16 protein-coding genes, 1 pseudogene and 1 riboswitch are annotated in these 21,224 nt (G+C 65.9%); of the genes and pseudogenes, 14 read left to right on the top strand and 3 right to left on the bottom strand.

The window, feature by feature from the left end:
- Positions 1 to 57: 57 nt before the first annotated feature.
- Positions 58 to 143, bottom strand: a riboswitch (ZMP/ZTP riboswitch).
- 43 nt (positions 144 to 186) lie between these two features.
- The 3 genes from purU (at position 187) to C3B78_RS05460 (ending at position 2,362) form a co-directional block, all read left to right on the top strand.
- Positions 187 to 1,047: a formyltetrahydrofolate deformylase gene (gene purU / locus C3B78_RS05470; protein WP_104997166.1), complete on the top strand. Its 861-nt coding sequence runs from the start codon at positions 187 to 189 to the stop codon at positions 1,045 to 1,047.
- Between the two features lie 30 nt (positions 1,048 to 1,077).
- Positions 1,078 to 1,740: a class I SAM-dependent methyltransferase gene (locus tag C3B78_RS05465; RefSeq protein ID WP_104997165.1), complete on the top strand. Its 663-nt coding sequence runs from the start codon at positions 1,078 to 1,080 to the stop codon at positions 1,738 to 1,740.
- Between the two features lie 103 nt (positions 1,741 to 1,843).
- Positions 1,844 to 2,362, top strand: a complete 519-nt coding sequence (locus C3B78_RS05460) for a gamma carbonic anhydrase family protein (RefSeq protein WP_104997164.1) — start codon at positions 1,844 to 1,846, stop codon at positions 2,360 to 2,362.
- Here C3B78_RS05460 and C3B78_RS05455 read toward each other — a convergent pair.
- A complete protein-coding gene (locus C3B78_RS05455) occupies positions 2,359 to 4,092 on the bottom strand; it encodes a flavin monoamine oxidase family protein (protein ID WP_199775339.1) in 1,734 nt (577 codons plus the stop codon). The genes C3B78_RS05460 and C3B78_RS05455 overlap by 4 nt on opposite strands.
- Positions 4,089 to 5,636 (bottom strand): amino acid permease, encoded by a 1,548-nt coding sequence (locus C3B78_RS05450; RefSeq protein WP_104997163.1) that lies wholly within the window; start codon positions 5,634 to 5,636, stop codon positions 4,089 to 4,091. The genes C3B78_RS05455 and C3B78_RS05450 overlap by 4 nt, the downstream gene beginning before the upstream one ends.
- 108 nt (positions 5,637 to 5,744) lie before the next feature.
- Here C3B78_RS05450 and C3B78_RS05445 point away from each other — a divergent pair, with 108 nt between their 5' ends.
- Entirely contained in the window at positions 5,745 to 7,373 is a 1,629-nt protein-coding gene (locus tag C3B78_RS05445) for a PucR family transcriptional regulator (RefSeq protein ID WP_104997162.1), read from the top strand.
- Positions 7,374 to 7,386: 13 nt separating this feature from the next.
- On the opposite strand, the gene C3B78_RS05440 is transcribed toward C3B78_RS05445, so the two are convergent.
- The gene (locus C3B78_RS05440) at positions 7,387 to 8,196 is read right to left on the bottom strand and encodes a carbon-nitrogen hydrolase family protein (protein ID WP_104997161.1); all 810 of its coding nucleotides are present in this window, start codon (positions 8,194 to 8,196) and stop codon (positions 7,387 to 7,389) included.
- Between the two features lie 186 nt (positions 8,197 to 8,382).
- On the opposite strand from C3B78_RS05440, the gene C3B78_RS05435 reads away from it, so the two are divergent.
- The 10 genes and pseudogenes from C3B78_RS05435 to C3B78_RS05385 all read left to right on the top strand — a co-directional run bounded on the left by C3B78_RS05435 (position 8,383) and on the right by C3B78_RS05385 (position 21,211).
- Positions 8,383 to 9,573 carry an ROK family transcriptional regulator gene (locus C3B78_RS05435; protein WP_104997160.1) on the top strand — a complete coding sequence of 397 codons (1,191 nt, stop codon included), beginning with the start codon at positions 8,383 to 8,385 and terminating at the stop codon, positions 9,571 to 9,573.
- A 131-nt stretch (positions 9,574 to 9,704) separates the two neighbouring features.
- Complete coding sequence (gene mmsA / locus C3B78_RS05430; protein WP_104997159.1) at positions 9,705 to 11,261, top strand: multiple monosaccharide ABC transporter ATP-binding protein; 1,557 nt, start codon at positions 9,705 to 9,707, stop codon at positions 11,259 to 11,261.
- 46 nt (positions 11,262 to 11,307) lie between these two features.
- Positions 11,308 to 12,591: a multiple monosaccharide ABC transporter permease gene (gene mmsB / locus C3B78_RS05425; RefSeq protein WP_104997158.1), complete on the top strand. Its 1,284-nt coding sequence runs from the start codon at positions 11,308 to 11,310 to the stop codon at positions 12,589 to 12,591.
- A 49-nt stretch (positions 12,592 to 12,640) separates the two neighbouring features.
- Positions 12,641 to 13,741, top strand: a complete 1,101-nt coding sequence (locus C3B78_RS05420; RefSeq protein ID WP_104997157.1) for a substrate-binding domain-containing protein — start codon at positions 12,641 to 12,643, stop codon at positions 13,739 to 13,741.
- 1,084 nt (positions 13,742 to 14,825) lie between these two features.
- Positions 14,826 to 15,062, top strand: a pseudogene (locus tag C3B78_RS05410) (ABC transporter ATP-binding protein); the annotation flags it as partial.
- 167 nt (positions 15,063 to 15,229) lie between these two features.
- Positions 15,230 to 16,300 carry a Gfo/Idh/MocA family protein gene (locus C3B78_RS05405; RefSeq protein ID WP_104997156.1) on the top strand — a complete coding sequence of 357 codons (1,071 nt, stop codon included), beginning with the start codon at positions 15,230 to 15,232 and terminating at the stop codon, positions 16,298 to 16,300.
- A gap of 187 nt (positions 16,301 to 16,487) precedes the next feature.
- Positions 16,488 to 17,411, top strand: coding sequence for a hypothetical protein (locus C3B78_RS05400; protein WP_104997155.1), 924 nt, complete (start codon positions 16,488 to 16,490; stop codon positions 17,409 to 17,411).
- Positions 17,412 to 17,505: 94 nt separating this feature from the next.
- The gene (locus C3B78_RS05395; RefSeq protein ID WP_104997154.1) at positions 17,506 to 19,224 is read left to right on the top strand and encodes a hypothetical protein; all 1,719 of its coding nucleotides are present in this window, start codon (positions 17,506 to 17,508) and stop codon (positions 19,222 to 19,224) included.
- A 275-nt stretch (positions 19,225 to 19,499) separates the two neighbouring features.
- A complete protein-coding gene (locus C3B78_RS05390; protein ID WP_104997153.1) occupies positions 19,500 to 20,726 on the top strand; it encodes a serine/threonine-protein kinase in 1,227 nt (408 codons plus the stop codon).
- On the top strand, positions 20,723 to 21,211 hold the full coding sequence (locus C3B78_RS05385) for an FIMAH domain-containing protein (RefSeq protein ID WP_104997152.1): 489 nt from the start codon (positions 20,723 to 20,725) through the stop codon (positions 21,209 to 21,211). The genes C3B78_RS05390 and C3B78_RS05385 overlap by 4 nt, the downstream gene beginning before the upstream one ends.
- Positions 21,212 to 21,224: the final 13 nt, after the last annotated feature.

Here is a 21,224-nt window from a genome sequence, read left to right as displayed (position 1 = left end):
CGCACGGGATGGCGCTGCGGTACTGACGGGGTGCAGCCCCAATTCCGGCAAAACATGACCCTCGGCCCAGGCGTACGATCCGTGGTCTTCGTGATTGCCGCTCCCTGGTGGTTAGCCACCCAACGCCAGTTGCGACCCCCTCAGCGTACCAAACCACGGCACCGCTGCGCGGGTAGGCTTGTATGCGTGAGTGAAGAGCAGCTGAACCAAGCCTACGTAGTTACCCTGTCTTGCCCGGACCGCCCCGGAATTGTCCACGCGGTGGCCGGCGCCCTGCTGGTGGCGGGCTGCAATATTACGGATTCGCAGCAGTACGGCAGCCCTGCCACGGGGAACTTCTTCATGCGGGTAGAGGTGACGACGACGGCCGCGAAGTCCGAGCTGCGCGCGGCCCTCGAGCCGGTGGCTGAGGCGTTCGGGATGCAGTGGAGCCTCAACACCGTGGGCCGGAAGGTGCGCACGCTGGTCATGGCCAGCACCTCGGCCCATTGCCTCAACGACCTCCTGTTCCAGCAGCGCTCCGGGACGCTGCCCATCGAGATCCCCGCCATCGTCTCCAACCACCAGGACCTGGCCGGGCTGGCGGAGTTCTACGGCATACCGTTCCACTACATCCCGGTCACCCCGGACACCAAGGCCCAGTCGGAGGACAAACTCCGCGGCATCATGGCCGAGCACGACATCGAGCTGACCGTCCTGGCCCGTTACATGCAGATCCTCTCCGATGAGCTCTGCACGGAGCTGACCGGCAAGGCCATCAACATCCACCACTCCTTCCTGCCGTCCTTCAAGGGTGCCAAGCCCTACCACCAGGCCCATGCCCGCGGTGTGAAGCTCATCGGCGCCACCGCCCACTACGTGACTGCGGCGCTGGACGAGGGTCCCATCATCGAACAGGAAGTCATCCGCGTGGACCACGCCCGGACCCCGGAGCAGTTCGTGCAGATGGGCAGGGACGTGGAAGGCCGCACGCTGGTCCAGGCGGTGCAGTGGCATGCAGAGCATCGCGTGCTCCTGGACGGCAACCGGACCGTCGTCTTTAACTGACGGCCGTCTTCAAGAGGGCGGGGACGCGGGATGGATCCGGCCGCCAAGGATGCAGAGCGGCGACTCGCCGACTTCTACAACCGCCGTGCCGCCTCCGGTGCCGACCACCCGCCGTCGCATAACCGCGTGGAGCAACGCGACCGCTTTATTGCCCTGCTGAAGTCCGAAGGCCGGCATTCCGTCCTGGAAGTGGGGACGGGGACCGGACTCGACGGCCTGAAGTTCGTTCAGGCCGGCATCCACTACACCGGAGTGGACCTCGCCGAGGGGCAGGTCCGCCGTGCGAGGGGGCGGGGCCTTAACGTCTCGGTGGCCAGCGCCCGGGCCCTGCCGTTTCCCAACGGCGCCTTTCCTGCCCTGTGGACGATGAGCACGCTGCTGCACATTCCCGCCGGCGACATCGATGCCGTCCTGGCCGAGCTGGTGCGGGTGGCCGCGCCCGGCGCGCCGATCGCCGTCGGACTCTGGTCCGGTGATGATGAAGAGGTGCTGAATCCGGAGGACGACGCCGGCGAGCCCCGCTTTTTCAGCCGCCGCAGCGACGCCACGGTCCGGGAAGTCTTTGGGCGCCACGGGGGGATCGAGGACTTTGTCACGTGGCCGGAGGGAACGGGTGCGGAGTCGGGGCCCGGCGCCGGGCACTGGACGCAGCATTACCAGTTCCTGGTCCTCCGCACCCCTCACCCCAGCTAACCCCCGAACCCAACTAGGTAGCGCCAAGTGTCGTTTTGGGGGTTCAAAACGACACTTGGCGCTACCTAGTTGGGGTGGGGCGGGGATGTCCTAGGCTTGGCGCATGGCTCCTCTTTACCCTTTCGCCGGAAACACCCCGGCTGTCCACGAATCCGCCTTTGTCGCACCCACGGCGTCGGTCATCGGGAACGCCACCCTGGCCCGGGATTCCAGCGCCTTTTACGGTGTGTCCGTGCGGGCTGACACTGCCGCCATCACCGTGGGCGAGGGCAGCAACCTACAGGACAACGTGGTGCTGCACGCCGACCCGGGCTTCCCCTGCACGGTGGGCGAACGCGTCAGCGTGGGGCATGCCGCCGTCGTCCATGGCTGCACGGTGGAGGACGACTGCCTGATCGGCATGGGGGCAACAGTACTTAACGGCGCAGTGATCGGCGCCGGCTCGCTGGTAGCGGCCGGCGCCGTGGTGCTCGAAGGCACCGTGGTCCCGCCCCGCTCGCTTGTGGCGGGCGTTCCGGGGAAGGTGCGCCGGGAACTCACCGACGAAGAGTACGACGGCGTCCGGGCCAACGCGGCGCGCTACGTCGAGTTAGCCGCGGCGCACCGGCAGATACACGGCTAGTCGAGGCTGATTGGGCCGATCGCGTCCAGCAGTTCGCCCGGCCCCGGGTTGCCGGGCGCTGACGAGCCGCCCAGGTGGTTCACCACGCCCCACACGGCGTTAAGGCCGGTGGTCACGGCGCCTTCCGCCCAGCCGGCGGTGAAGGAAACGTCGTCGCCGGCCAGGAAGATCCCGCGCTGGGAGGCCGGCAGCGCGTCCTGCTTGAAGTGGGTGAACAGCCGCTGCTGGTACCGGTAATGGCCAGGCAGGTTTGCCTTGAAGGCGCCCATGAAGTTGGGGTCCGCTTCCCAGGACACCGTGATGGGCTGGCCCACAATGTGGCCGGCAATGTCCACGCCCGGGTAGATCTGCTCCAGCGAGTGCAGCATCAGTTCCACGCGTTCATCAGCGTCCAGCGCCAGCCACTTCAGCGCGTCGTCGTTCCAAGTGTAGGAAAGCAGGATGACGGCGGGCTTGCCCGGGCCGTTGTCCAGCAGGTAGGTGGCGCGGTTGAGCCGGTCCGTGAGCGTCATCGAAAGAACCTCGTTGCCGGTGTCCGGGTCGATGTCCTTCCAGAACGGCCGGTCCACCATGACGAACGTCTTTGAGGACTGCATGTAGTGCGAGCGCTCGATCGCTGTCCACAGTTCGGCGGGGAACAGCGCCTCCTCGGTGTGGATGCGGGTGGACAGCAGCCAGGACTGGCACGTGGCCACCACCGCCGGGTATGTGGCTTCGCGGCCCCACCGTTCGCGGATCCGGAAGTTGCCGTCGGCGTCGCGGCTGATCCGGCCGACTGCCCCGCGCGGCGAACCTGAGTGCAGGGAGGCCAGGGACGTTCCTTCCGGCCAGTGCACCATGCCCGACGGCGCGTGCTGCCACAGTGCTTCGGGCAGCCTCTGCGCTCCCCCGCTGATGAGGCGGTGCTGGTCGTCCGCGTCGGTGTAGACCACGCGAAGGATCTCCAGGATGGAGTTCGGGAAGTCGGTGTCCCATCCGCCGGTGCCGAAACCCACCTGGCCGAAGGCCTCCCGGTGCGCGAAGCCGGCCGCCATGAAGGATTCGCTGGCCGCGATGAAGCCGTAGAAGGTCTGCTCGTCCATCAGCGGCAGCAGGCCGTTCCAGAGTTCCTTGATCCGGGCCGTGTCGCGGGCCCGGATGGCTTCCTGCATCTCGACGAACTTGGCGCCGTCGTTGACCGCGGCCTTCCAGGCGTCCGCCACTTCCCTGAAGAACGGCGGCAGGTCGCCGGGCTTTTCCGCGTAGTGCTTCTTGCCGGCGAGTTCAATCACGGTGCTGGACGTTGCCGGGGACAGCGGGTTGGGGAACTCCTGGGTGTCCAGCCCCAGCAGGTCCACGTAGTGGTAGAACGCCTTGCCGGATTCCGGGAACCGCATGCCGCCGAGGTCCGCCACCACTCCGGGCGCCGCGGGGAACGAGGCGGTGCGGAGCCGCCCGCCGATCTGGTCCGCTTCATAGACCACCGGCCGGAGCCCCAGCTTCATGAGCTCGTAGGCGGCGACCAGGCCGGACAGGCCCGCCCCGATGACGGCCACCTCGGTCCCCAGCAGTTCAGGTGGAACAGACCCCAGGCCGTCCGGGTGGGCCAGGTAATGGTCGTAGCTGAACGGAAAGTCCGGGTTCAGCATGGTGATGGGGCCGGCCGCGGCGCCGTCCGCCGTAGGGCCGGCGGCCCGGGTGGCCGTGGTGCTGGACGGGTCTGAGGCCGGCAGTTCGGTGGCGATGGTCATGGAAGTTCTGCCTTTGACGGTTCGGGTGTGGGCTGTGGTGAAAGTTGCGGTCCGGCAAGTCCACGGTATTCCTCGTTGCTGAGGGCCGCCAGCCGCGAGTTCCGCCGGCCGTAGCCGAAGTAGGCGGCAGCGCCCACCAGCATCCAGAGGGCAAAGACCACCCAGGTGTCGGCGCCGAGGTTGGCCATCAGGTAGGCGCACATCGCGGCCCCCAGGATGGGTGTGAGCGGGAAGAGCGGCACGCGGAAGGTCCGCTCCAGCTCCGGCCGCGTACGGCGGAGGTAGACGACGGCGACGTTCACCAGTGCGAAGGCGAACAGGGTGCCGATGCTGGTGGCGTCCGCGAGCGCACCGAGCGGCACAAGCCCGGCAGTGAGCGCGACGGCGATGCCCACCAGGAGCGTGCCGGCAACGGGGGTGCCGGTGCGGCGGGAAACGCGGCCGAAGATTTCCGGGATGAGGCCGTCGCGGGCCATCGACAGCAGGATGCGGGTCTGCCCGTACAGCACGGTGAGGACGATGCTGGCGATGGCCAGGACGGCGCCCACCGCGAAGACCAGGGCAATCCATGGCTGGCCTGTGGTTTCCTCAAGGATCTTCACCAGGGCGGCCTCGGTGCCGTCGAACCAGCCCCACGGCCGGGCGCCGATGGCGGCAACCGCAACCAGGACGTAGATGGTGGTGACGATCAGCATGGAGAGCATGATGGCGCGGGGCAGGTCGCGCTTGGGGTTGCGGGCTTCTTCGCCGGCGGTGGAGGCGGCATCGAACCCGATGTAGGAGAAGAACACCCGGGACGCCGCGGCTGAGACGCCGGCGGCGCCCATTGGCAGCAGCGGCTCGAAGTTCCCGGCGTTGAACGCAGTGAAGGCTACGGCGCAGAAGAACAGCAGGATGCCCACCTTCACCACCACGATGGACGTGTTGATCCAGGCGCTCTCCTTCGCACCGCGGACCAGGAGGATGGTTGCGAGCACCACGATGACCATGGCCGGGACGTTGACCATGCCGCCGTCGCCCGGCGGCTGTGACACCGCGTCCGGGAGGACGGAACCGAACACCGCCAGCGTTTCATTCACATACTGACCTGCGCCCACGGCGACTGCGGCAACGGACACCGCGTATTCCAGCACCAGGCACCAGCCGCAGATCCACGCCATCCCCTCGCCCATGGTGGCGTAGGTGTAGGAGTAGCTGGATCCTGCCACCGGCACCATCCCTGCCATCTCCGCGTATGAAACAGCGGACAGCAGCGCGGCCAGGCCGGCGATCGCGAAGGAAATCCAGATGGCGGGCCCGGCCAGCGGAACGGATTCGCCCAGGATCACCAGGATGCCGGTGCCAAGGGTTGCTCCCACGGAGATCATGGTCAGCTGAAGCACCCCGAAACTGCGGACCAGGCGGGGGCCGCCGTTGTTGCTTGCAGCCTCGCTGACCATCTGGGCGATGGGTTTGCGGCGCAGCAGTTGCGCGGCCAGCGTCGGGCGGCCGCTTGTTCCGCTAACGCCGGCAGGCGCGCTGCCGGAGAGTGTAGGCACAGTCATCGTTGACGTCCGTTCGTGTCGGTGAATGGTTGAACTGGTTTCCCCTTCCCCAGCGTAGGGTTGTGAGGAGCATCTCAACGAGTGCAAAGTGACCTATAGTCTTCACTCATGAGACGCAATGCACCACCCGCCACAGACCGTCCGGACCAGCTGGACGCCGTAACGCTGGGCCAGTTCCTGGCAGCGCTGCCGCGCGAAGTGGTGGTGCTGAACGACGCCGGTAACGGGCAGGCGCCGCTGCGCTGGGTGGAACCCAGCGAACTGGAGGACCCCACGCCGTACCTCCTCGACGGCGAATTCGTCCTGACGGCCGGCCTGCCCTTCCGTGACGGCGGCGGCGGCGGCGGCCCCGAGAGGGCGGATGAGTACGTCCGGCGGCTCGTGGCTGCCGGGGTTGCGGCCCTGGGCTTCGGCCTGGAGCCGTATTACGACGCCGTACCGGACCACGTGGTGGCGGCTTGCCGTCAGCATGGTCTCACCCTGGTGGAGGTCCCGGCCACCGTTCCCTTCGCCGCCCTGGGCCTCGAGTTTTCAAAACTCCTTGAATCCGGCAACGCGCAGGTGTTCCGCCAGCTGGCGGAGACCAACCGGCACCTCATGAGGGCGGTCCTTTCCGCCCGGCCGGAACACGAGCTGCTGGCGGCGCTGATCCAGCGCGTTCCCGTATGGGCCGTCCTTGTGGGCACGGACGGGAGAGTGCGCGCCCGGGCGGGGGCCGCCGTCGGGCTTTCCCAGCTGCAGCCGCTGCTCAAGCGGCTCCTCAGCGGCAGCGGCCCCCGCGTGGAGACGGAAACACTGGAAACGTCCGAAGGATCTACCTTGGTGTTCGGCCACCCGCTCCGGAGCACCAGGGACGCCACGCTCGGCAGCCTGGTGCTGGGCACAAGCAGGCCGCTCACCCCGGCGCAGAACAATGTGGTGTCCTCCGTGGTGGGCCTGCTGGAGCTGCTCGTGCGGCAGCGGACCAGCGGTTCCCTGGCCCCCAGCCAGCTTGCAACAGCCCTGCTCCTGCACCCGGAGAGCCTGTCCGACGGCGACAGCCGCGGGCTGGGCAGCCTGCAGGACTTGCTCGCCCAAAGCGTCTCGGGAACCAGGCAAGGCCAGGTCCGGGTGGTCCAGGGGGTACGGGCCCAGGCCGCTGCCGCCCCTGCCGCCGACGGGCCGGTGCGGGAGCTGCTCCAATGGCGCAGGCTGTTCGACACCAAAATGGTGGAACTCACCGACTACGGGTTCACCGCCGTGACGCGACTCAAAGTAGACGAGCCCCTGCTGTCCGAGGTGGAACAGCTGGGCTGGCGGCTGGTGGTGGGTGAACCCACAGGGCTGTCCGGCCTCGCTGCCGCGTATCGGCGGGCCACCGCCTTGCGCCCACGCGTGGCAGCGGGCGGAAGGAGCCTCAGGGAAGAGGAGCTGACGTGGTCCGTCACCGGCCTGCTGGGCGGTGATGCGGGCGCCCTGCTGGCCGCGCGGCTCCTCGCGCCCGTCCTGGAGCTCGACGCCGAACGCCGGGCGTCACACCTACGGCTCCTTCGGTCCTGGCTGGCAGCCCACGGAAGCTGGGACGCAACCGCCAAGGACGTTGGGCTGCACCGCAACAGCGTGCGCCGGCAGATCAATGCCGTGGCAGAGCTGCTGGGCATGGACCTGGGGCAGGCCCAAGCCAGGGCCGAGCTGTGGATCGCGCTGCAGTACGCGGAGGACGCTGCACCGGATGGCCAAGTGCGGGACAGCGCCTAGCCGTGGGCCCGGTTCAGAGGCCCCAGGACCGGTAGGCGTCCGGGCGGCGCTCATCCAGGTAGGGCACGGACCGGCGCTCACGGGCGGCGGCGCCGGGATCCACCTCGGCGTAGAGAAGCTGCGGCTCCCCGCCTGCCTCCGCCAGCAGACCGCCGTCGGGCCCGGCCACAACGCTGCCGCCCAGGAACTTGCAGCCGTCCTCCTCCCCTGTGTGGTTGGCGTAGGCGATGGTCAGCTGGCTCTCGAGCGCCCGGGCGCGGAGCAGGACCTGCGGGACGTCGTCAAAGCCGTGGGCCAGCGCGGTGGGAACCAGCAGCAGCTCCGCCCCGCCGACGGCCGCGGCCCGCACGGACTCTGGAAATTCGACGTCATAGCAGATCACCATTGAGGTGGGAATCCCGTTGAAGTCCACGACGGCGGGCCTCTCGCCGGCGGGGCTGAAGGCCGCCCGCTCGTCGGGACCGAACAGGTGCACCTTGCCATAGCTGAGAAGGCTGTTTCCCCTTGCGTCCACAAGCGTGGCGCTGATCTGCCAGTCCCCCTGGCCAGTGACCCGGGGCAGGCTGTAGACCAGTGCGATGCCGTTGTCGCGTGCGATCCCTGCCAGCCGTTCCTGGAGCGCCGGCAGGAGGGAAGGCTCGAGTTCCGCGCGCACCCGCCGGGGGGCATAGCCCACGGCGAAAAGCTCAGGGGTGACCAGGACCGCCGCGCCACGGGCAGCCGCATCACGGGCAGCGGCGGCGATGGTGCGGCAGTTGGCCTCAACATCAAGGATCGCGGAGTTAGCCTGCAAAACTGCCAGCAGCACTGGTCCACCTTCCATATTTAGGGCCTCCGGGTGGGGCCGTCTGTCCAGCGTACCGAGGCTGCAACCGCGGCCCGAGGACTGTTTGCACCCTTCAACACCCATCCGAGGGCAGATTGACTTACCCGCCTGCGGAGAGCATCAAACCAACCCAATGCGTTAACTTCTTGACTACAAGAGTCCGGATAGGGCAATCTTCTTAGCATGTCCGCAATCCCGCGCTCAACGAGGAGCAAGCCCAAGAATCCCGGCTCCCAATCCGCCCTGCGGCAGCTGAACCAGCAACGGATCATTGAAACCCTGATGGTGGGCCCCGCCACGCAGGCCGAACTCGCCCGGCAGACAGGCCTCTCCACTGCGACGGTTTCGAACATCGTCAAGATCATGCTTGATTCCGGTTTGGCGTCAGCAGAACCTACCACCAGTTCGGGCCGCCGCGCACTGAACGTCCGGCTAAACAGCAACGGGGCCGTGGCCGTTGGAATCGACTTCGGGCGCCGGCACCTCCGGGTGGTCCTGGCGTCGCTCAGTTACCACGTGATCGCGGAGGAATCCGTAATGCTTCCCCTTGGCCACCAGGCCGAAGAAGGGGTCCAGGCGGCAATGGCCCTGCTGGAGAAACTCCTGCGGGAAAGCGGCGTTGAACGCACGGCCGTGGTGGGCGCCGGCGTCGGAATTCCCGGCCCCATCGACCGGCGCACGGGCACGGTGGCGCAGGGGGCCATCCTGCCGGAGTGGGTGGGCATCAACATCCTCCAGTACCTCGAGGAAACGCTGAATATCCCCGTATTTGTTGACAATGATGCCAATCTTGGTGCCTGGTCCGAGGTGACCTGGGGGCACCATTCGGGGGTTAGCAACCTGCTGTTCCTCAAGATTGGATCGGGCATCGGTGCCGGACTTATCCTCAACGGCGCGCCCTACTACGGGAACGTGGGGATCACCGGCGAAATTGGCCACGCCACCATCCACGAACAGGGATTGGTGTGCCGCTGCGGCAATCGCGGATGCCTGGAAACCATCGCCTCCACCACCACCATGATCGAACTCCTCAGCCGTGGTGAGGACCGGCCGCTGACACCTGCGGACATCGTTCGCAAGGCCCTGGCCCGGGACTCGGCCACACTCCGGGTGATCGACGATGCGGGCCTCGCCGTAGGCCGCGCCCTGGGCAACGTGGCCAACCTGATCAACCCCGAAGTGATTGTGGTGGGCGGCCCTCTGGCCGGGCTTGGCGACATCCTCCTGGAACCCATTAGACGGGGCCTAATCAGGCATGCGGTGCCTGTCATCGGCGAGACCACAACCCTTGCCATGTCCTCCCTGGGAGATCGGGCCGAAGCGCTCGGGGCGGCCGCCCTGGTGTTCCAGCATGCAGGAATCCGCAAAACATAGACCGTTTCGTTATCCGCGGTTTGCGTTAAAGACTTGACGACAACAGCAGTGATCCAGTTTACTTTTGGATCAGACGGCCCTGCGCTTTGCCGGCCGGACAAAGAAGTCATTGCATTGGAGGGTTAGGGTTCATGACGTCCCAGACCACGCAAGCGGAACCGATCATCCTTGAGATGCGGTCCATCACCAAGGAATTTCCCGGCGTTAAAGCGTTGGACAATGTGAGCCTCCGCGTGAAGGCCGGGGAGATCCACGCCATCTGCGGCGAAAACGGCGCCGGCAAATCCACCCTGATGAAGGTCCTTTCCGGCGTCTACCCGTACGGCAGCTACGACGGGGACATCGTCTACCAGGGCCAGGTGCAGCAGTTCCGGGACATCCGGGCCAGCGAGCACGCCGGCATCGTGATCATCCACCAGGAACTGGCGCTGATTCCCGAGCTGTCCATCATGGAGAACATCTTCCTGGGCAACGAGCCCACCAAGCGCGGCGTCATCGACTGGGCAGAGGCGCGGTTGCGTTCCCTTGACCTGCTGGCCCGCGTGGGACTGCGGGAGGACCCGGAAACGCCTATCAAGGAAATCGGCGTAGGCAAGCAGCAGCTGGTGGAAATCGCCAAGGCCCTGAACAAGTCCGTGAAGATCCTCATCCTGGACGAACCCACAGCCGCATTGAACGAGTCGGATTCCCAGCACCTGCTGGACCTGATGCTTGGCCTGAAAGCCAAGGGCATCACCAGCATCATCATTTCCCACAAGCTCAACGAGATCGAGCAGATCGCCGATGAGATCACCATCATCCGTGACGGCAAGTCCATCGAAACGCTGAACGTGAAGGCCGACGGCGTGGACGAGGACCGCATCATCAAAGGCATGGTGGGCCGCGCGCTCGAATCCCGCTTCCCGGACCACACGCCCAAGATCGGCGAGGTGTTCTTCGAGGTCAAGAACTGGACCGTTGCACATCCCAATGTGCAGGACCGGCTGGTCTGCAAGAACTCAAGCTTCTTCGTCCGCCGCGGCGAGATCGTGGGGTTCGCGGGTCTGATGGGCGCGGGCCGCACCGAACTCGCCCGCTCCGTGTTCGGCCGCTCCTACGGGCGCTTCGTCTCCGGACATGTCTATATGCACGGGAAGGAAGTGGCCCTCAAAAGCGTCCACCAAGCCATTGAAGCAGGCCTTGGCTATGTCACCGAAGACAGGAAAACCCTCGGCCTGAACCTGCTGGACGACATCAAAACGACTACGGTGTCAGCGAACCTGGAGAAGATCAGCAAACGCAGCGTTGTGGACACAAATAAGGAGTTTGCGGTCGCCGAGGAGTACCGGAAGTCCCTTCGGACAAAGGCCCCTTCGGTCCAGGAAGGGGTAGCCAAACTCTCCGGCGGGAACCAGCAGAAGGTGGTCCTCGCCAAGTGGATGTTCACGGACCCTGAACTGCTGATTCTCGATGAACCCACCCGCGGCATCGACGTTGGCGCCAAATACGAGATCTACGGCATCATCCAGGAACTGGCCAACCAAGGAAAAGGCGTGATCGTAATTTCCTCGGAACTGCCGGAACTGCTCGGACTCTCGGACCGCATCTACACCATTTTTGAGGGTTCCATAACAGGCGTGCTCAACAAAGAGGAAGCAAGCCAGGAGAGCCTGATGAAACTGATGACTTCAGCCCGAAAAGCCGCCTAACCCTCTGGAGCCTTCCAGAACCTTCCAGATACGAGGACCGAAAACAATGAACGCGCTCAAGAAACTCTTCGGTGGCGACACCCGCCAGTTTGGGATGATCTTTGCCCTGGTGGCTCTGATAGTTCTCTTCCAGTGGCTTACAGGCGGCATCACCCTCACACCGGGCAACGTCATCAACCTCTTCAACGGAAACTCATACATCCTGATCCTGGCCATCGGCATGGTGCTGGTCATCATTGCAGGCCACATCGACCTTTCTGTGGGCTCGGTGGCGGCGTTCGTGGGAATGGTGGTGGCCATCGCCATGCGCGACTGGAACATTCCCTGGTACCTGGCCATCCTGCTGGGACTGGGCCTCGGCGCCGCAATTGGGGCCTGGCATGGCTGGTGGACCGCCTATGTCGGCATCCCTGCGTTCATCGTGACCCTTGCGGGGATGCTGATCTTCCGCGGTGCGCAGCAGTTTGTCGGCCAGTCCAACTCGATTCCTGTTCCCAGGGAGTTCCAGTACATCGGCGCCGGCTATCTTCCCGAAGTTGGGCCGGACACAGGGTTCAATAACCTCACACTGCTCCTCGGGCTTGCCGCCGTTGCGTTTGTTGTGTTCAGCGAAGTCCGGCGCCGCCGTACCGCGAAGGCACTCGGAGCTGAAGTCTCGGAAACGTGGGTCAGCGTCCTCAGGCTCGTCCTAATCTGCGGGGCCATCCTCTACGCCACGTATCTGTTCGCCACCGGCCGCCCGGGGACCTCTTTCCCGGTTCCCGGCCTCATCCTCGCCGTTATGGTGTTGATCTACGGCTTCATCTCCTCCAAGACCGTGGTTGGCCGGCACGTCTACGCAGTAGGCGGCAACCGGCACGCGGCAGAACTCTCCGGCGTGAAGTCGAAGAAGATCAACTTCCTGGTCATGATGAACATGTCCATCATCGCCGGGCTGGCCGGCATGATCTTCGTTGCCCGGTCAACCTCTGCGGGCCCCTCGGACGGTACCGGCTGGGAACTTGACGCGATCGCGGCCGTATTTATCGGCGGCGCGGCAGTGACCGGCGGCGTGGGTACCGTCATCGGATCCATAGTCGGAGGCCTGGTCATGGCCGTTCTGAACAACGGCCTGCAACTTCTGAGTGTGGGCGCCGACTGGCAGTCCATGATCAAGGGCCTGGTACTGCTGGTGGCTGTGGCCATCGACGTTTACAACAAATCCCAAGGTCGCGCATCAATCATCGGCTTGATGATGAAAAACTTCAGCCGGCCGTCCAGCGGAACCGGTACACCGCTGCAGCCGGACGAAGTCACCTCCACCCGAGAAACCATTTCCAGGGAAGCCTGAGCATTTCAGCTTCCTGAACCAATACCCCCAACAGAAAGTGGACACAGAAATGCGAATGTTTGGCAAAGCAGGAAAAGCAGCAGCAGTTGCTGCGATCGCAGCACTGGCGCTGACGGGCTGCGGACGTTCCGAACCATCCACATCAGGCGGATCGACCGGCGGAACCGGCGGCTTCGCGCAGGACTCCGCTATCGGCGTCGCACTTCCCAAGAAGACCAGCGAGAACTGGGTCCTGGCGGAAAAGCTGTTCAATGATGGGCTGACCAGTGCCGGTTTCAAGCCCACCGTGCAGTTCGCCAACAACGGTGTGGCCGAACAGCAAAACCAGATCAGCGCCATGATTGCCAAAGGCGCCAAGGTGGTCATCGTGGGCGCCCTTGATGGCTCCCAGCTCGGAACCCAGCTCCAGCAGGCCAAGGACGCCGGCGCCACCATTATCGCCTACGACCGCCTGCTCCTGAACACCGAGAACGTGGACTACTACGTGGCTTACGACAACTTCAAGGTGGGCGAACTCCAGGGCCAAGCCCTGCTGGAAGGCATGAAGGCCAAGAAGCCCAGCGGCCCGTACAACATTGAGCTCGTGGCAGGGTCGCCCGATGATGCCAACGCGAAGGTCTTCTTCGACGGCGCCATGAGCGTCCTGAAGCCGAAGATCGACGACGGCACCCTCAAAGTGCTCTCCGGCCAGACGACCTTCGAAAAAGCCGTAACGCAGGACTGGAAGGCCGAAAATGCCCAGCGGCGCATGGACACCCTGCTAACCGGCAGCTACGGCACCGAGTCCCTGGATGGCGTCCTCTCCCCGAATGACACCTTGGCCCGCGCAGTCCTAACCGCCGTCAAGGGCGCCGGCAAGCCGCTTCCGGTGGTGACCGGACAGGACTCCGAGGTTGAATCCGTGAAGTCGATCATGGCCGGCGAGCAGTACTCCACGATCAACAAGGACACCCGGAAGCTCGTTGAGCACGCCATCACCATGGTGAAGGACCTCCAGGCAGGAAAGACGCCTGAGATCAACGACAAGGACTCCTACAAGAACGGCGTCAAGACCGTTCCCGCTTACCTGCTGGAGCCCGTAATTGTCACCGCCGCCAACGTGAAGACAGCCTACGTCGGCGACCCGGTACTCGAACCGATCACCAAGTAAGCAACCTCTTTGCAGGAAAGCCCGGCCCCTCTTGTGGAGGCCGGGCTTTTCCGTGCCCACAAAAGGGGACCCAACTTCTGGGCACCGCCGCCGTCGTTGCGGTGCTGACGGCCGCATCGCCCTGGCCCTGGCCATGCTGGTGGCCAGGGCCAGGATGTCGGCGCCAAAGTCCAGGAGCTCAATGCCTCTGTCGGCACGGTCCTGACCGTCAACCCCGCCGGCGGGCAGGGCTTCGAACGTGGCGGCGAGCCGCTGACCGCCGAGCAGGCAGCTACCGCAGCCGCCATCCCCAACGTCAGTGCCGTCGTCGGGACCCAATCCCTCCGCCTCCGCAATGCCACCGAAGCTGCCGCTCAGGCCACTTCAGGTGCCGGGGCAGGCCCGGCGGCCGGCAGTGGCCGCAATCAGGCCGCCAACGGCACCACGGGAACCACTGGTAGCACCACCCAGCCCGTCCGGTCGCTACCCGTCACGGCAACTGGCATGGGCCGGAAGTGGACACCACCGGATAGGCGCTGGCCAGACCCACACCGTCGCGGGCCTGTTCGACGCCGGCACCACGTTCGGCAACAACGCCGTCTATGTCACGCTCCCCACTGCCCAGGCCATCGCAGGACTCCCCGGCGACCTGCCCAGCATGATCGTCACCGTCGACTCCCTTGGGACGTTGCCTCCACCCACCAGTGCACCCAACCGCACCATCGGCCTGCAGTTCGTCCTGGAAGCCCTCGTCCATGCAGGACTCAGCCGTGCTGCCGGGGCGGGCGTGGCGTCCTTCGCCAGCGGCGGCATCGCCTCAGCACTGATCAGCACCAACAGCACCAGTACGACGGCGGGCGCCACCACCGGGCGCGGCGCAGGCCTGGCGGGGGGGCTGGCGGGGCCGGGATGCCTGTGGGCGGCGTCTTCCCCGGCTGAACTGGTTTTCCCTTCGGGGGCCGCTCGGCGGCGCGTCGCAGTTGGTGGCCTTCGTCACTGCAAGGCCTCCCCGGGGTCATCGCAGCCGGCATCGGCGCCGTGTTCGGCGTTGCCATCATCGGCGCGCTCGTCCCGGCGCTGCTCACAGCGCGCATCCGTCCCGTCGAGGGTGGCCATTGCCCGCACTCTGGCCAACCAGCCAACGCTGATCCTGGAAGACGAGCCTGCGGGCAACCTGGACGAGCAGACCGGTGACCACATCATCGAACTCATCAGCTCGCTCAGCCGGCATCACAGCACCACCATCCTGGTGGTCACGCACGACCGTGCCCTGGCGAACAAGACCGCCCGGCGCTTCCGGCTCCAGCAGGGAAAGCTGACGGAGGAGCCGGTGCGCAGCCGGAAGTGCCGTGCCGGCCACCGGCTGAGTGCAGGGGGAGGTTCCGTCGGGACCCCTCCCCGCGACTGCCAAGCGGTCCCGGCGCTTTCCGCAAGCCACATCCGAACGCTCTTCCACTTTCCGCAGGTCATAGCCGAACCGTCCAGCACTGCAATGAGAGGATGGGCACCATGAGTGCGCCGATCGCAAAGCCATGGCTGTCCAACCAGCCAGATCAGGATCCCCGTTCCCCAACCGGAACTCCCGTCCGTTGGGGAATCATCGCCACCGGCGGCATTGCCCGCTCCGTGTCCCAGGACCTGGCTTTGCTCGCAGACGCCGAACTGTATGCCGTCAGCTCCAGGGCCCAGGACACAGCCGAGGCCTTTGCGGTCGCATATGACTTCACGAAGGCCTACGGCGAGGTCGGCGGCGTCCCCGGGTACCAGCGGCTGCTCGCAGATGAGGAAGTGGACGTTGTCTACGTGGCAACGCCCCACGCGCAGCACTATGAGATGGTGCTTGCGGCGCTCAACGCCGGCAAGCACGTCCTGTGCGAAAAGGCCTTCACCATCAACGCCCGCGAGGCGGCTGAACTCATCGACCTTGCCCGAAGCCGCAAGCTTTTCCTCATGGAGGCGGTCTGGAGCCGCTTCCTGCCGAGCATGCAGCGGGCCTTCGAGATCGCAGCGTCCGGTGAGCTCGGCGAGGTCCACTGGGTAACAGCGGACCTTGGCTTCCCGGCCCCCTACTCCCCCACCTCGAGGCTGTGGGCCAGGCAGGACGGAGGCGGAGCGCTGCTGGACATCACGGTTTATCCACTGCTCTGGGCCCTGGGCACCCTTGGCTTTCCGCAGACGGTGAGTGCCACCGGCTTCATTAACGACGACGGCGTGGACGCCCAGAACGCCCTGACCCTGGGCTACAACCACGGAGCGCAGGTGCAGCTTACGTCCTCCCTGTTGGCGCACGGTCCCCGGACCGCCACCGTTGCCGGCAGCCTTGGCTTCCTCCAGAGCGTGGGCTCCATCAACAACCCCGGAGAACTGACGGTGTCCACAGGATGGGACGAACGCCGAACCGAAACTTTTGACGTGGTGGGCCGAGGGTACACATACGAACTGCGTGAAGTAATCCGCTGCATCCAGCAGGGCCTGACTGAGAGCCCGGTCATGCCCCTGGAGGACACGTTGAACACCATGCGGCTCTTTGACGGCGTCCGCGCCCAACTCGGTGTCAGCTATCCGAACGACCGGCACTGAACAGCACATGCTCGGGGACCGCATGATCGCCGCCTAAACTCCGTTAGCGGGCCGCGACCGTCTGTAATTCCTGCGACTTGAAGTTTCCGATTTTGTCGAGTTGTTTTAGCAGGCCCTAGACTTCATGCAACATTCGGTCTTAGGCTGTAGCCATCGTCGAATGCAATCAGTACTGGGGGTGGTACGCATGGCTGGTAGTCGCTCGCCGTGGCGTGCCCTTCGACCGGTGTTCCTTGCCGGTGCTGCCGCCCTTACGTGGCTGACGTTTTCGGCATCCACGGCTTCGGCCGATACCCTTTCGGACGCAACTACGCTGTTGGGGGGCGTCACCGATTCAGTTTCTTCGGTGGCGGAAAAGCCGCCTGTTGCTCCCGCACCCGGCACGCCCGCACCTGCGCCGGTTTCCTCCCCGGGACTGGTTACGCCCTTCGTGGGAGAGGCCTCGGGGCTTGCAGACCAGCTCGTTTACTCGGTGCCCGTTGTGAACCAAGTGGTCCCGGCCGGGGCGGTATCGGTCATCTCCATTCCCATAGCGCACGCAGCTGACGCCGCGGCGGTGGAAGTGGCGGAGGCAGTCGTTCCACCTGTAGCCGAGGCGCTTCCGGCGCTTGAACCCGTACTGCAGCCTGTTTCGGACTTGGTGACAGGCTCGGCACCGTTGCCGGTTGGGCTTCCCGACCTGCCCCTCGTGAGCGGGGACGGAGGAAGTCCTGCCAGCGCCGGAACTGTCCCGGCTGGCACGGGCGGGGAAGCTGCCTCCACGGCGCCTACATCGGCTATTCCGTTCGTTGAGGCTGCTTCTACCGGCGCCGCGCCGCTTGGTGGGATTGCCCTTGCGCAGGCGTCTGCAGCTTCGCGGGCGTCCTTTGCCGGCCCCGACTCAGCCCAGGAGCAGCCGACGGCGGGCCACTCGCCCGCCCCTGCCCAGGCGCCTGCCGTGCCCGCTTCGGGCACCGGAAGCAGCGTGGCCCCCGGGGGTTCGTCCGGTGCGGCGGCCTGGCTAAGCGCCTTCAATTTCGACCTTTCAACACCCGGTGCCGTCCGCCCCGGGGATACTCCTGAGCATGCCCCTGCACCGGTGTCATTCGACCCCGGTTCCCGTCCTGACTAGTTGAGACCCGTCTGCCCTCTTGAGGCAGAACGCGGATAAAGCGGGTTGCTGTCCGAGCACCCCGACACCTCAACTTCTTTCAGGAGACATCATTATGAGTGCGAACCTTCGCAGGGGGCTGCTTGGCACCCTCTTTGCCGGTGGGCTTTTAGCCCTCGGCTGCACCGCGGCGAACGCCGCGGACACCACCAGCGGATCGGATCTCTCCGCGTCCGCCCTCATCTCGGCGGCGGCCGCTGATTCGACGTCGTTGGACCTGCTGGGTGGCCCAACGCCGTCCGACACAACAGCCGTCGCCGCCGTGGTGGACACGGCCGTCAACCTTGGAACGGTCACCGGAACCGACAACGGCACCGCCACCGATCTCACGGCAGCAGCCGCCGTCGACCTCGGCACCGGCACCAACGGCACCGGCACCGGCTCTGCCGACGCGGTTGTCGCCGCAGACGCAAGCCTGGGACTCGGAAACACCGCAACAGCCGGCTCAACCACCGCAGACGCGGCCCTCGCCGCCGACGCATCCCTCGGCCTCGGAACAGTCACCGAAACCGGCAACGCCGCGGCGGACCTCGCCGCAGCAGCCGCCGTCAACCTTGGCACCGGAAACACCGGCACCGATGCGGCCGCAACCGACCTGACCGTCGCTGCGGATGCCGTCCTCGGCCTCGGCACCGGCACCAACGGCACCGGCACCGGCTCTGCCGACGCGGTTGTCGCCGCAGACGCAAGCCTGGGACTCGGAAACACCGCAACAGCCGGCTCAACCACCGCAGACGCGGCCCTCGCCGCCGACGCATCCCTCGGCCTCGGAACAGTCACCGAAACCGGCAACGCCGCGGCGGACCTCGCCGCAGCAGCCGCCGTCAACCTTGGCACCGGAAACACCGGCACCGATGCGGCCGCAACCGACCTGACCGTCGCTGCGGATGCCGTCCTCGGCCTCGGCACCGGCACCAACGGCACCGGCTCTGCCGACGCGGTTGTCGCCGCAGACGCAAGCCTGGGACTCGGAAACACCGCAACAGCCGGCTCAACCACCGCAGACGCGGCCCTCGCCGCCGACGCATCCCTCGGCCTCGGAACAGTCACCGAAACCGGCAACGCCGCGGCGGACCTCGCCGCAGCAGCCGCCGTCAACCTTGGCACCGGCAACACCGGCACCGATGCGGCCGCAACCGACCTGACCGTCGCTGCGGATGCCGTCCTCGGCCTCGGCACCGGCACCACCGGCACCACCGGCGGGCTCGCCGCCGCCATTGACGCAGCCGTAGACCTGGGCCTCGGCGGCAACAGCACTGAGGGCACCAGCGGTGGCCTCGACACCGTGGTGAATGCCGTCGTCGACCTCGGCAACGGCAACACCGGAACCACCGGCGGACTGGATGCCGTAGTTGGGCTCGGCGTTGATCTTGGACTGGGTGGCAGCAGCACCCCGGGAACTGAGAACCCGGGCACGGCTGGCCCCGGCACCGGCGGAAATAACGGCGGGAATACCGGAGGAACCGGAACCGTAGATCCCGGGACCAGCACCCCCGGCACGGGAACGGGCACGGACACGGGCACAGGCAACGGAACGGATGCCAGCACTTCGGGCACCGGCGGTTTCTCTGCAGCACCTGCTGCCGGCTCCACAGCAGTTGGCGGCGCCATTGCCGTTGACGCCGCCGCGGGCAGCATCAACCCGCGCAGCACCCCGGCCCAGGGCGGCGCCACCGCCTTGGCCAAGACGGGCGTGGACGCCTCACTGCTTCCCCTCGCCCTGTTGCTCCTGGTGGCAGGACTCCTCCTGTCCCGTAAGCGGAAATTGTCCTGACGCCGAACGCTCTGACAGCGCCTGGCCATGCGCCTGAAGCGGCAGCACCGGCAGGCTGAGGGAAAGGAGGTGCAATAGGACAAAACCCAAGACCTTACACGACATGTCATCAGCACACATGTCCTTGTGACCGAGGGTCCGGCAGCGAAAGGCTCGTCTTTCGCCGCCGGGCCATCGGTGCGCCCGCCGGATGCCGGGCCTTATCCCCGGTTCAACCAACCCGCCCGTATAATTTGACGTACTAGAGTGCCGCAGCGCACCGGGAGGAACGGGTCATGGTGGCGGAATCGCCTAGCTCCATCAAGAATGAAGTGGTTGGCGGACGTTACCGGTTGGGTGCGGTTATTGGCCGCGGCGGCATGTCCTCGGTTTACTGTGCCCGGGATGAAAATCTGGGCCGGGACGTAGCACTTAAACTCTTTGCACCGCAGGCCCCCGACGCCGACGAACTGAAACGGCAGGAAGCAGAAATCCAGCTGCTTGCCACGCTGAACCACCCGGGACTGGTGACACTTTTCGACGCCGGGATCGATACGCGGATACCGGACGAACCGCGCCCGTTCCTGACCATGGAGCTTGTGGAGGGCCAGGACCTCAGGGGCCGGATCCGGCACAGTACGGTTCCCCTTGAGGAGCTGGCCGTCATCGGCGCGGGCATCGCCGATGCACTGGCCTACGTCCATGGGCTCGGCATCATCCACCGGGACATCAAGCCGGGCAACATACTGCTGGTCCAGATCCGTCCCGGTGAACCCCTGCGGCCAAAACTGACCGACTTCGGCATCGCACGGATCGTTGATTCAACCCGGCTGACCGCCACGGGAACCATGGTGGGCACCGCCGCCTACCTCAGTCCCGAGCAGGCGCTGGGCCAGCCCCTGGCACCGTCGACGGACATCTACTCGCTGGGACTGGTGCTGCTCGAATGCATCAAGGGCACCGTGGAGTATCCGGGCGGTGCGGTGGAGTCTGCTGTGGCACGGCTTCACCGCGCACCGGAAATCCCCGAGGACCTGCCATCAGAATGGGCTGACCTCATCCGCTCGATGACCGCCATAGAACCGCTTGAACGGCCGGCTGCGGCGGACATCGAAACTGCCCTGCGGCAGGCGCTGGTTTCGCCCGCGTCGACGCCCGGGGAGATTGCGCCCGAAACCACGCGGGTACTGCCCGCCATGCCGTTCCGCCCTCCCTCCATTACCGCCGAGGAATCGATGGAGGAGATTCGGGAGGCCGCAGAGCTCGGTGCGTCCGGTGCCGGGGACCACGGGCCGGCCCGCCCAATGGACGCCCTGAACCGGGACCGCGCGAAAGGCATTAAGCCCAGGACCAAGCGGTTCTGGCTGGCCGCCATCCTTGGCCTTGTGGTGATTGTGGCCGCTGTAGCGGCAGTGATGTTGACTTTGTCCACTCAGTCCACACCCGACGTCGTACCTTATCCCACGGTGACCGGGATCCTCGGCGAGCATCTGGAGGAACTCCAGAAGAGCGTGGAGCCGTGATCTTTCCTTTCGCACGCGGACGCCGGTCCGTGCTGGGATTTTCCGCGGTCCTGCTGGCGGCCGGACTTCTGAGCGGCTGCGCCGCAGCTGATACGGGGCTGCAGCGTGCCGCCGCACGGCAGCTGCAGGCCCGCGTGCTGGAAGTGACCCAGGCTTCGTCGCAGAACAATCCTGCCGCCGCGCTGAAGGCACTCGAAGGGCTCGAGGCTGAGCTGGAAGCGGCGCAGGCCGGAGGCCGGATTTCAGAAGAACGGCGCCGGAACATCACCACAATCGCCACGGCCGTCCGGGCAGACCTTAATGACGCCATCGCGGCCGCCGGGAAGGCTGCAGCGGACAAGGCGGCCGAAGAGGAGCGGATCGCCACGGAAACACAGGCCGCCGAGACCCCATCGCCCGCCGTCGAAACTCCGGCACCGGCTCCTGCGCCCGAAGCCAGCACCGGCAAGAAGGACAACGAGGGCAAGGGAAAGGGAAGCGGCTGACGCCGAGGATATC

Origin of the sequence: Arthrobacter sp. PGP41 (genome assembly GCF_002953935.1) — a bacterium.
Classification (GTDB): Bacteria; Actinomycetota; Actinomycetes; order Actinomycetales; family Micrococcaceae; genus Arthrobacter.
The sequence above is the reverse complement of the archived record's forward strand: the minus strand, read 5'-3'. Positions and strand labels throughout refer to the sequence as shown.

What these genes read in the sequence shown, in the direction of transcription:
- C3B78_RS05465 (WP_104997165.1), top strand. Translation starts at nt 1,078, where the DNA reads ATGGATCCGGCCGCCAAGGATGCAGAGCGGCGACTCGCCGACTTCTAC.
- C3B78_RS05460 (WP_104997164.1), top strand. Translation starts at nt 1,844, where the DNA reads ATGGCTCCTCTTTACCCTTTCGCCGGAAACACCCCGGCTGTCCACGAA.
- C3B78_RS05455 (WP_199775339.1), bottom strand. Translation starts at nt 4,092, where the DNA reads ATGACCATCGCCACCGAACTGCCGGCCTCAGACCCGTCCAGCACCACG.
- C3B78_RS05450 (WP_104997163.1), bottom strand. Translation starts at nt 5,636, where the DNA reads ATGACTGTGCCTACACTCTCCGGCAGCGCGCCTGCCGGCGTTAGCGGA.
- C3B78_RS05445 (WP_104997162.1), top strand. Translation starts at nt 5,745, where the DNA reads ATGAGACGCAATGCACCACCCGCCACAGACCGTCCGGACCAGCTGGAC.
- C3B78_RS05440 (WP_104997161.1), bottom strand. Translation starts at nt 8,196, where the DNA reads ATGGAAGGTGGACCAGTGCTGCTGGCAGTTTTGCAGGCTAACTCCGCG.
- C3B78_RS05435 (WP_104997160.1), top strand. Translation starts at nt 8,383, where the DNA reads ATGTCCGCAATCCCGCGCTCAACGAGGAGCAAGCCCAAGAATCCCGGC.
- mmsA (WP_104997159.1), top strand. Translation starts at nt 9,705, where the DNA reads ATGACGTCCCAGACCACGCAAGCGGAACCGATCATCCTTGAGATGCGG.
- mmsB (WP_104997158.1), top strand. Translation starts at nt 11,308, where the DNA reads ATGAACGCGCTCAAGAAACTCTTCGGTGGCGACACCCGCCAGTTTGGG.
- C3B78_RS05420 (WP_104997157.1), top strand. Translation starts at nt 12,641, where the DNA reads ATGCGAATGTTTGGCAAAGCAGGAAAAGCAGCAGCAGTTGCTGCGATC.
- C3B78_RS05405 (WP_104997156.1), top strand. Translation starts at nt 15,230, where the DNA reads ATGAGTGCGCCGATCGCAAAGCCATGGCTGTCCAACCAGCCAGATCAG.
- C3B78_RS05400 (WP_104997155.1), top strand. Translation starts at nt 16,488, where the DNA reads ATGGCTGGTAGTCGCTCGCCGTGGCGTGCCCTTCGACCGGTGTTCCTT.
- C3B78_RS05395 (WP_104997154.1), top strand. Translation starts at nt 17,506, where the DNA reads ATGAGTGCGAACCTTCGCAGGGGGCTGCTTGGCACCCTCTTTGCCGGT.
- C3B78_RS05390 (WP_104997153.1), top strand. Translation starts at nt 19,500, where the DNA reads ATGGTGGCGGAATCGCCTAGCTCCATCAAGAATGAAGTGGTTGGCGGA.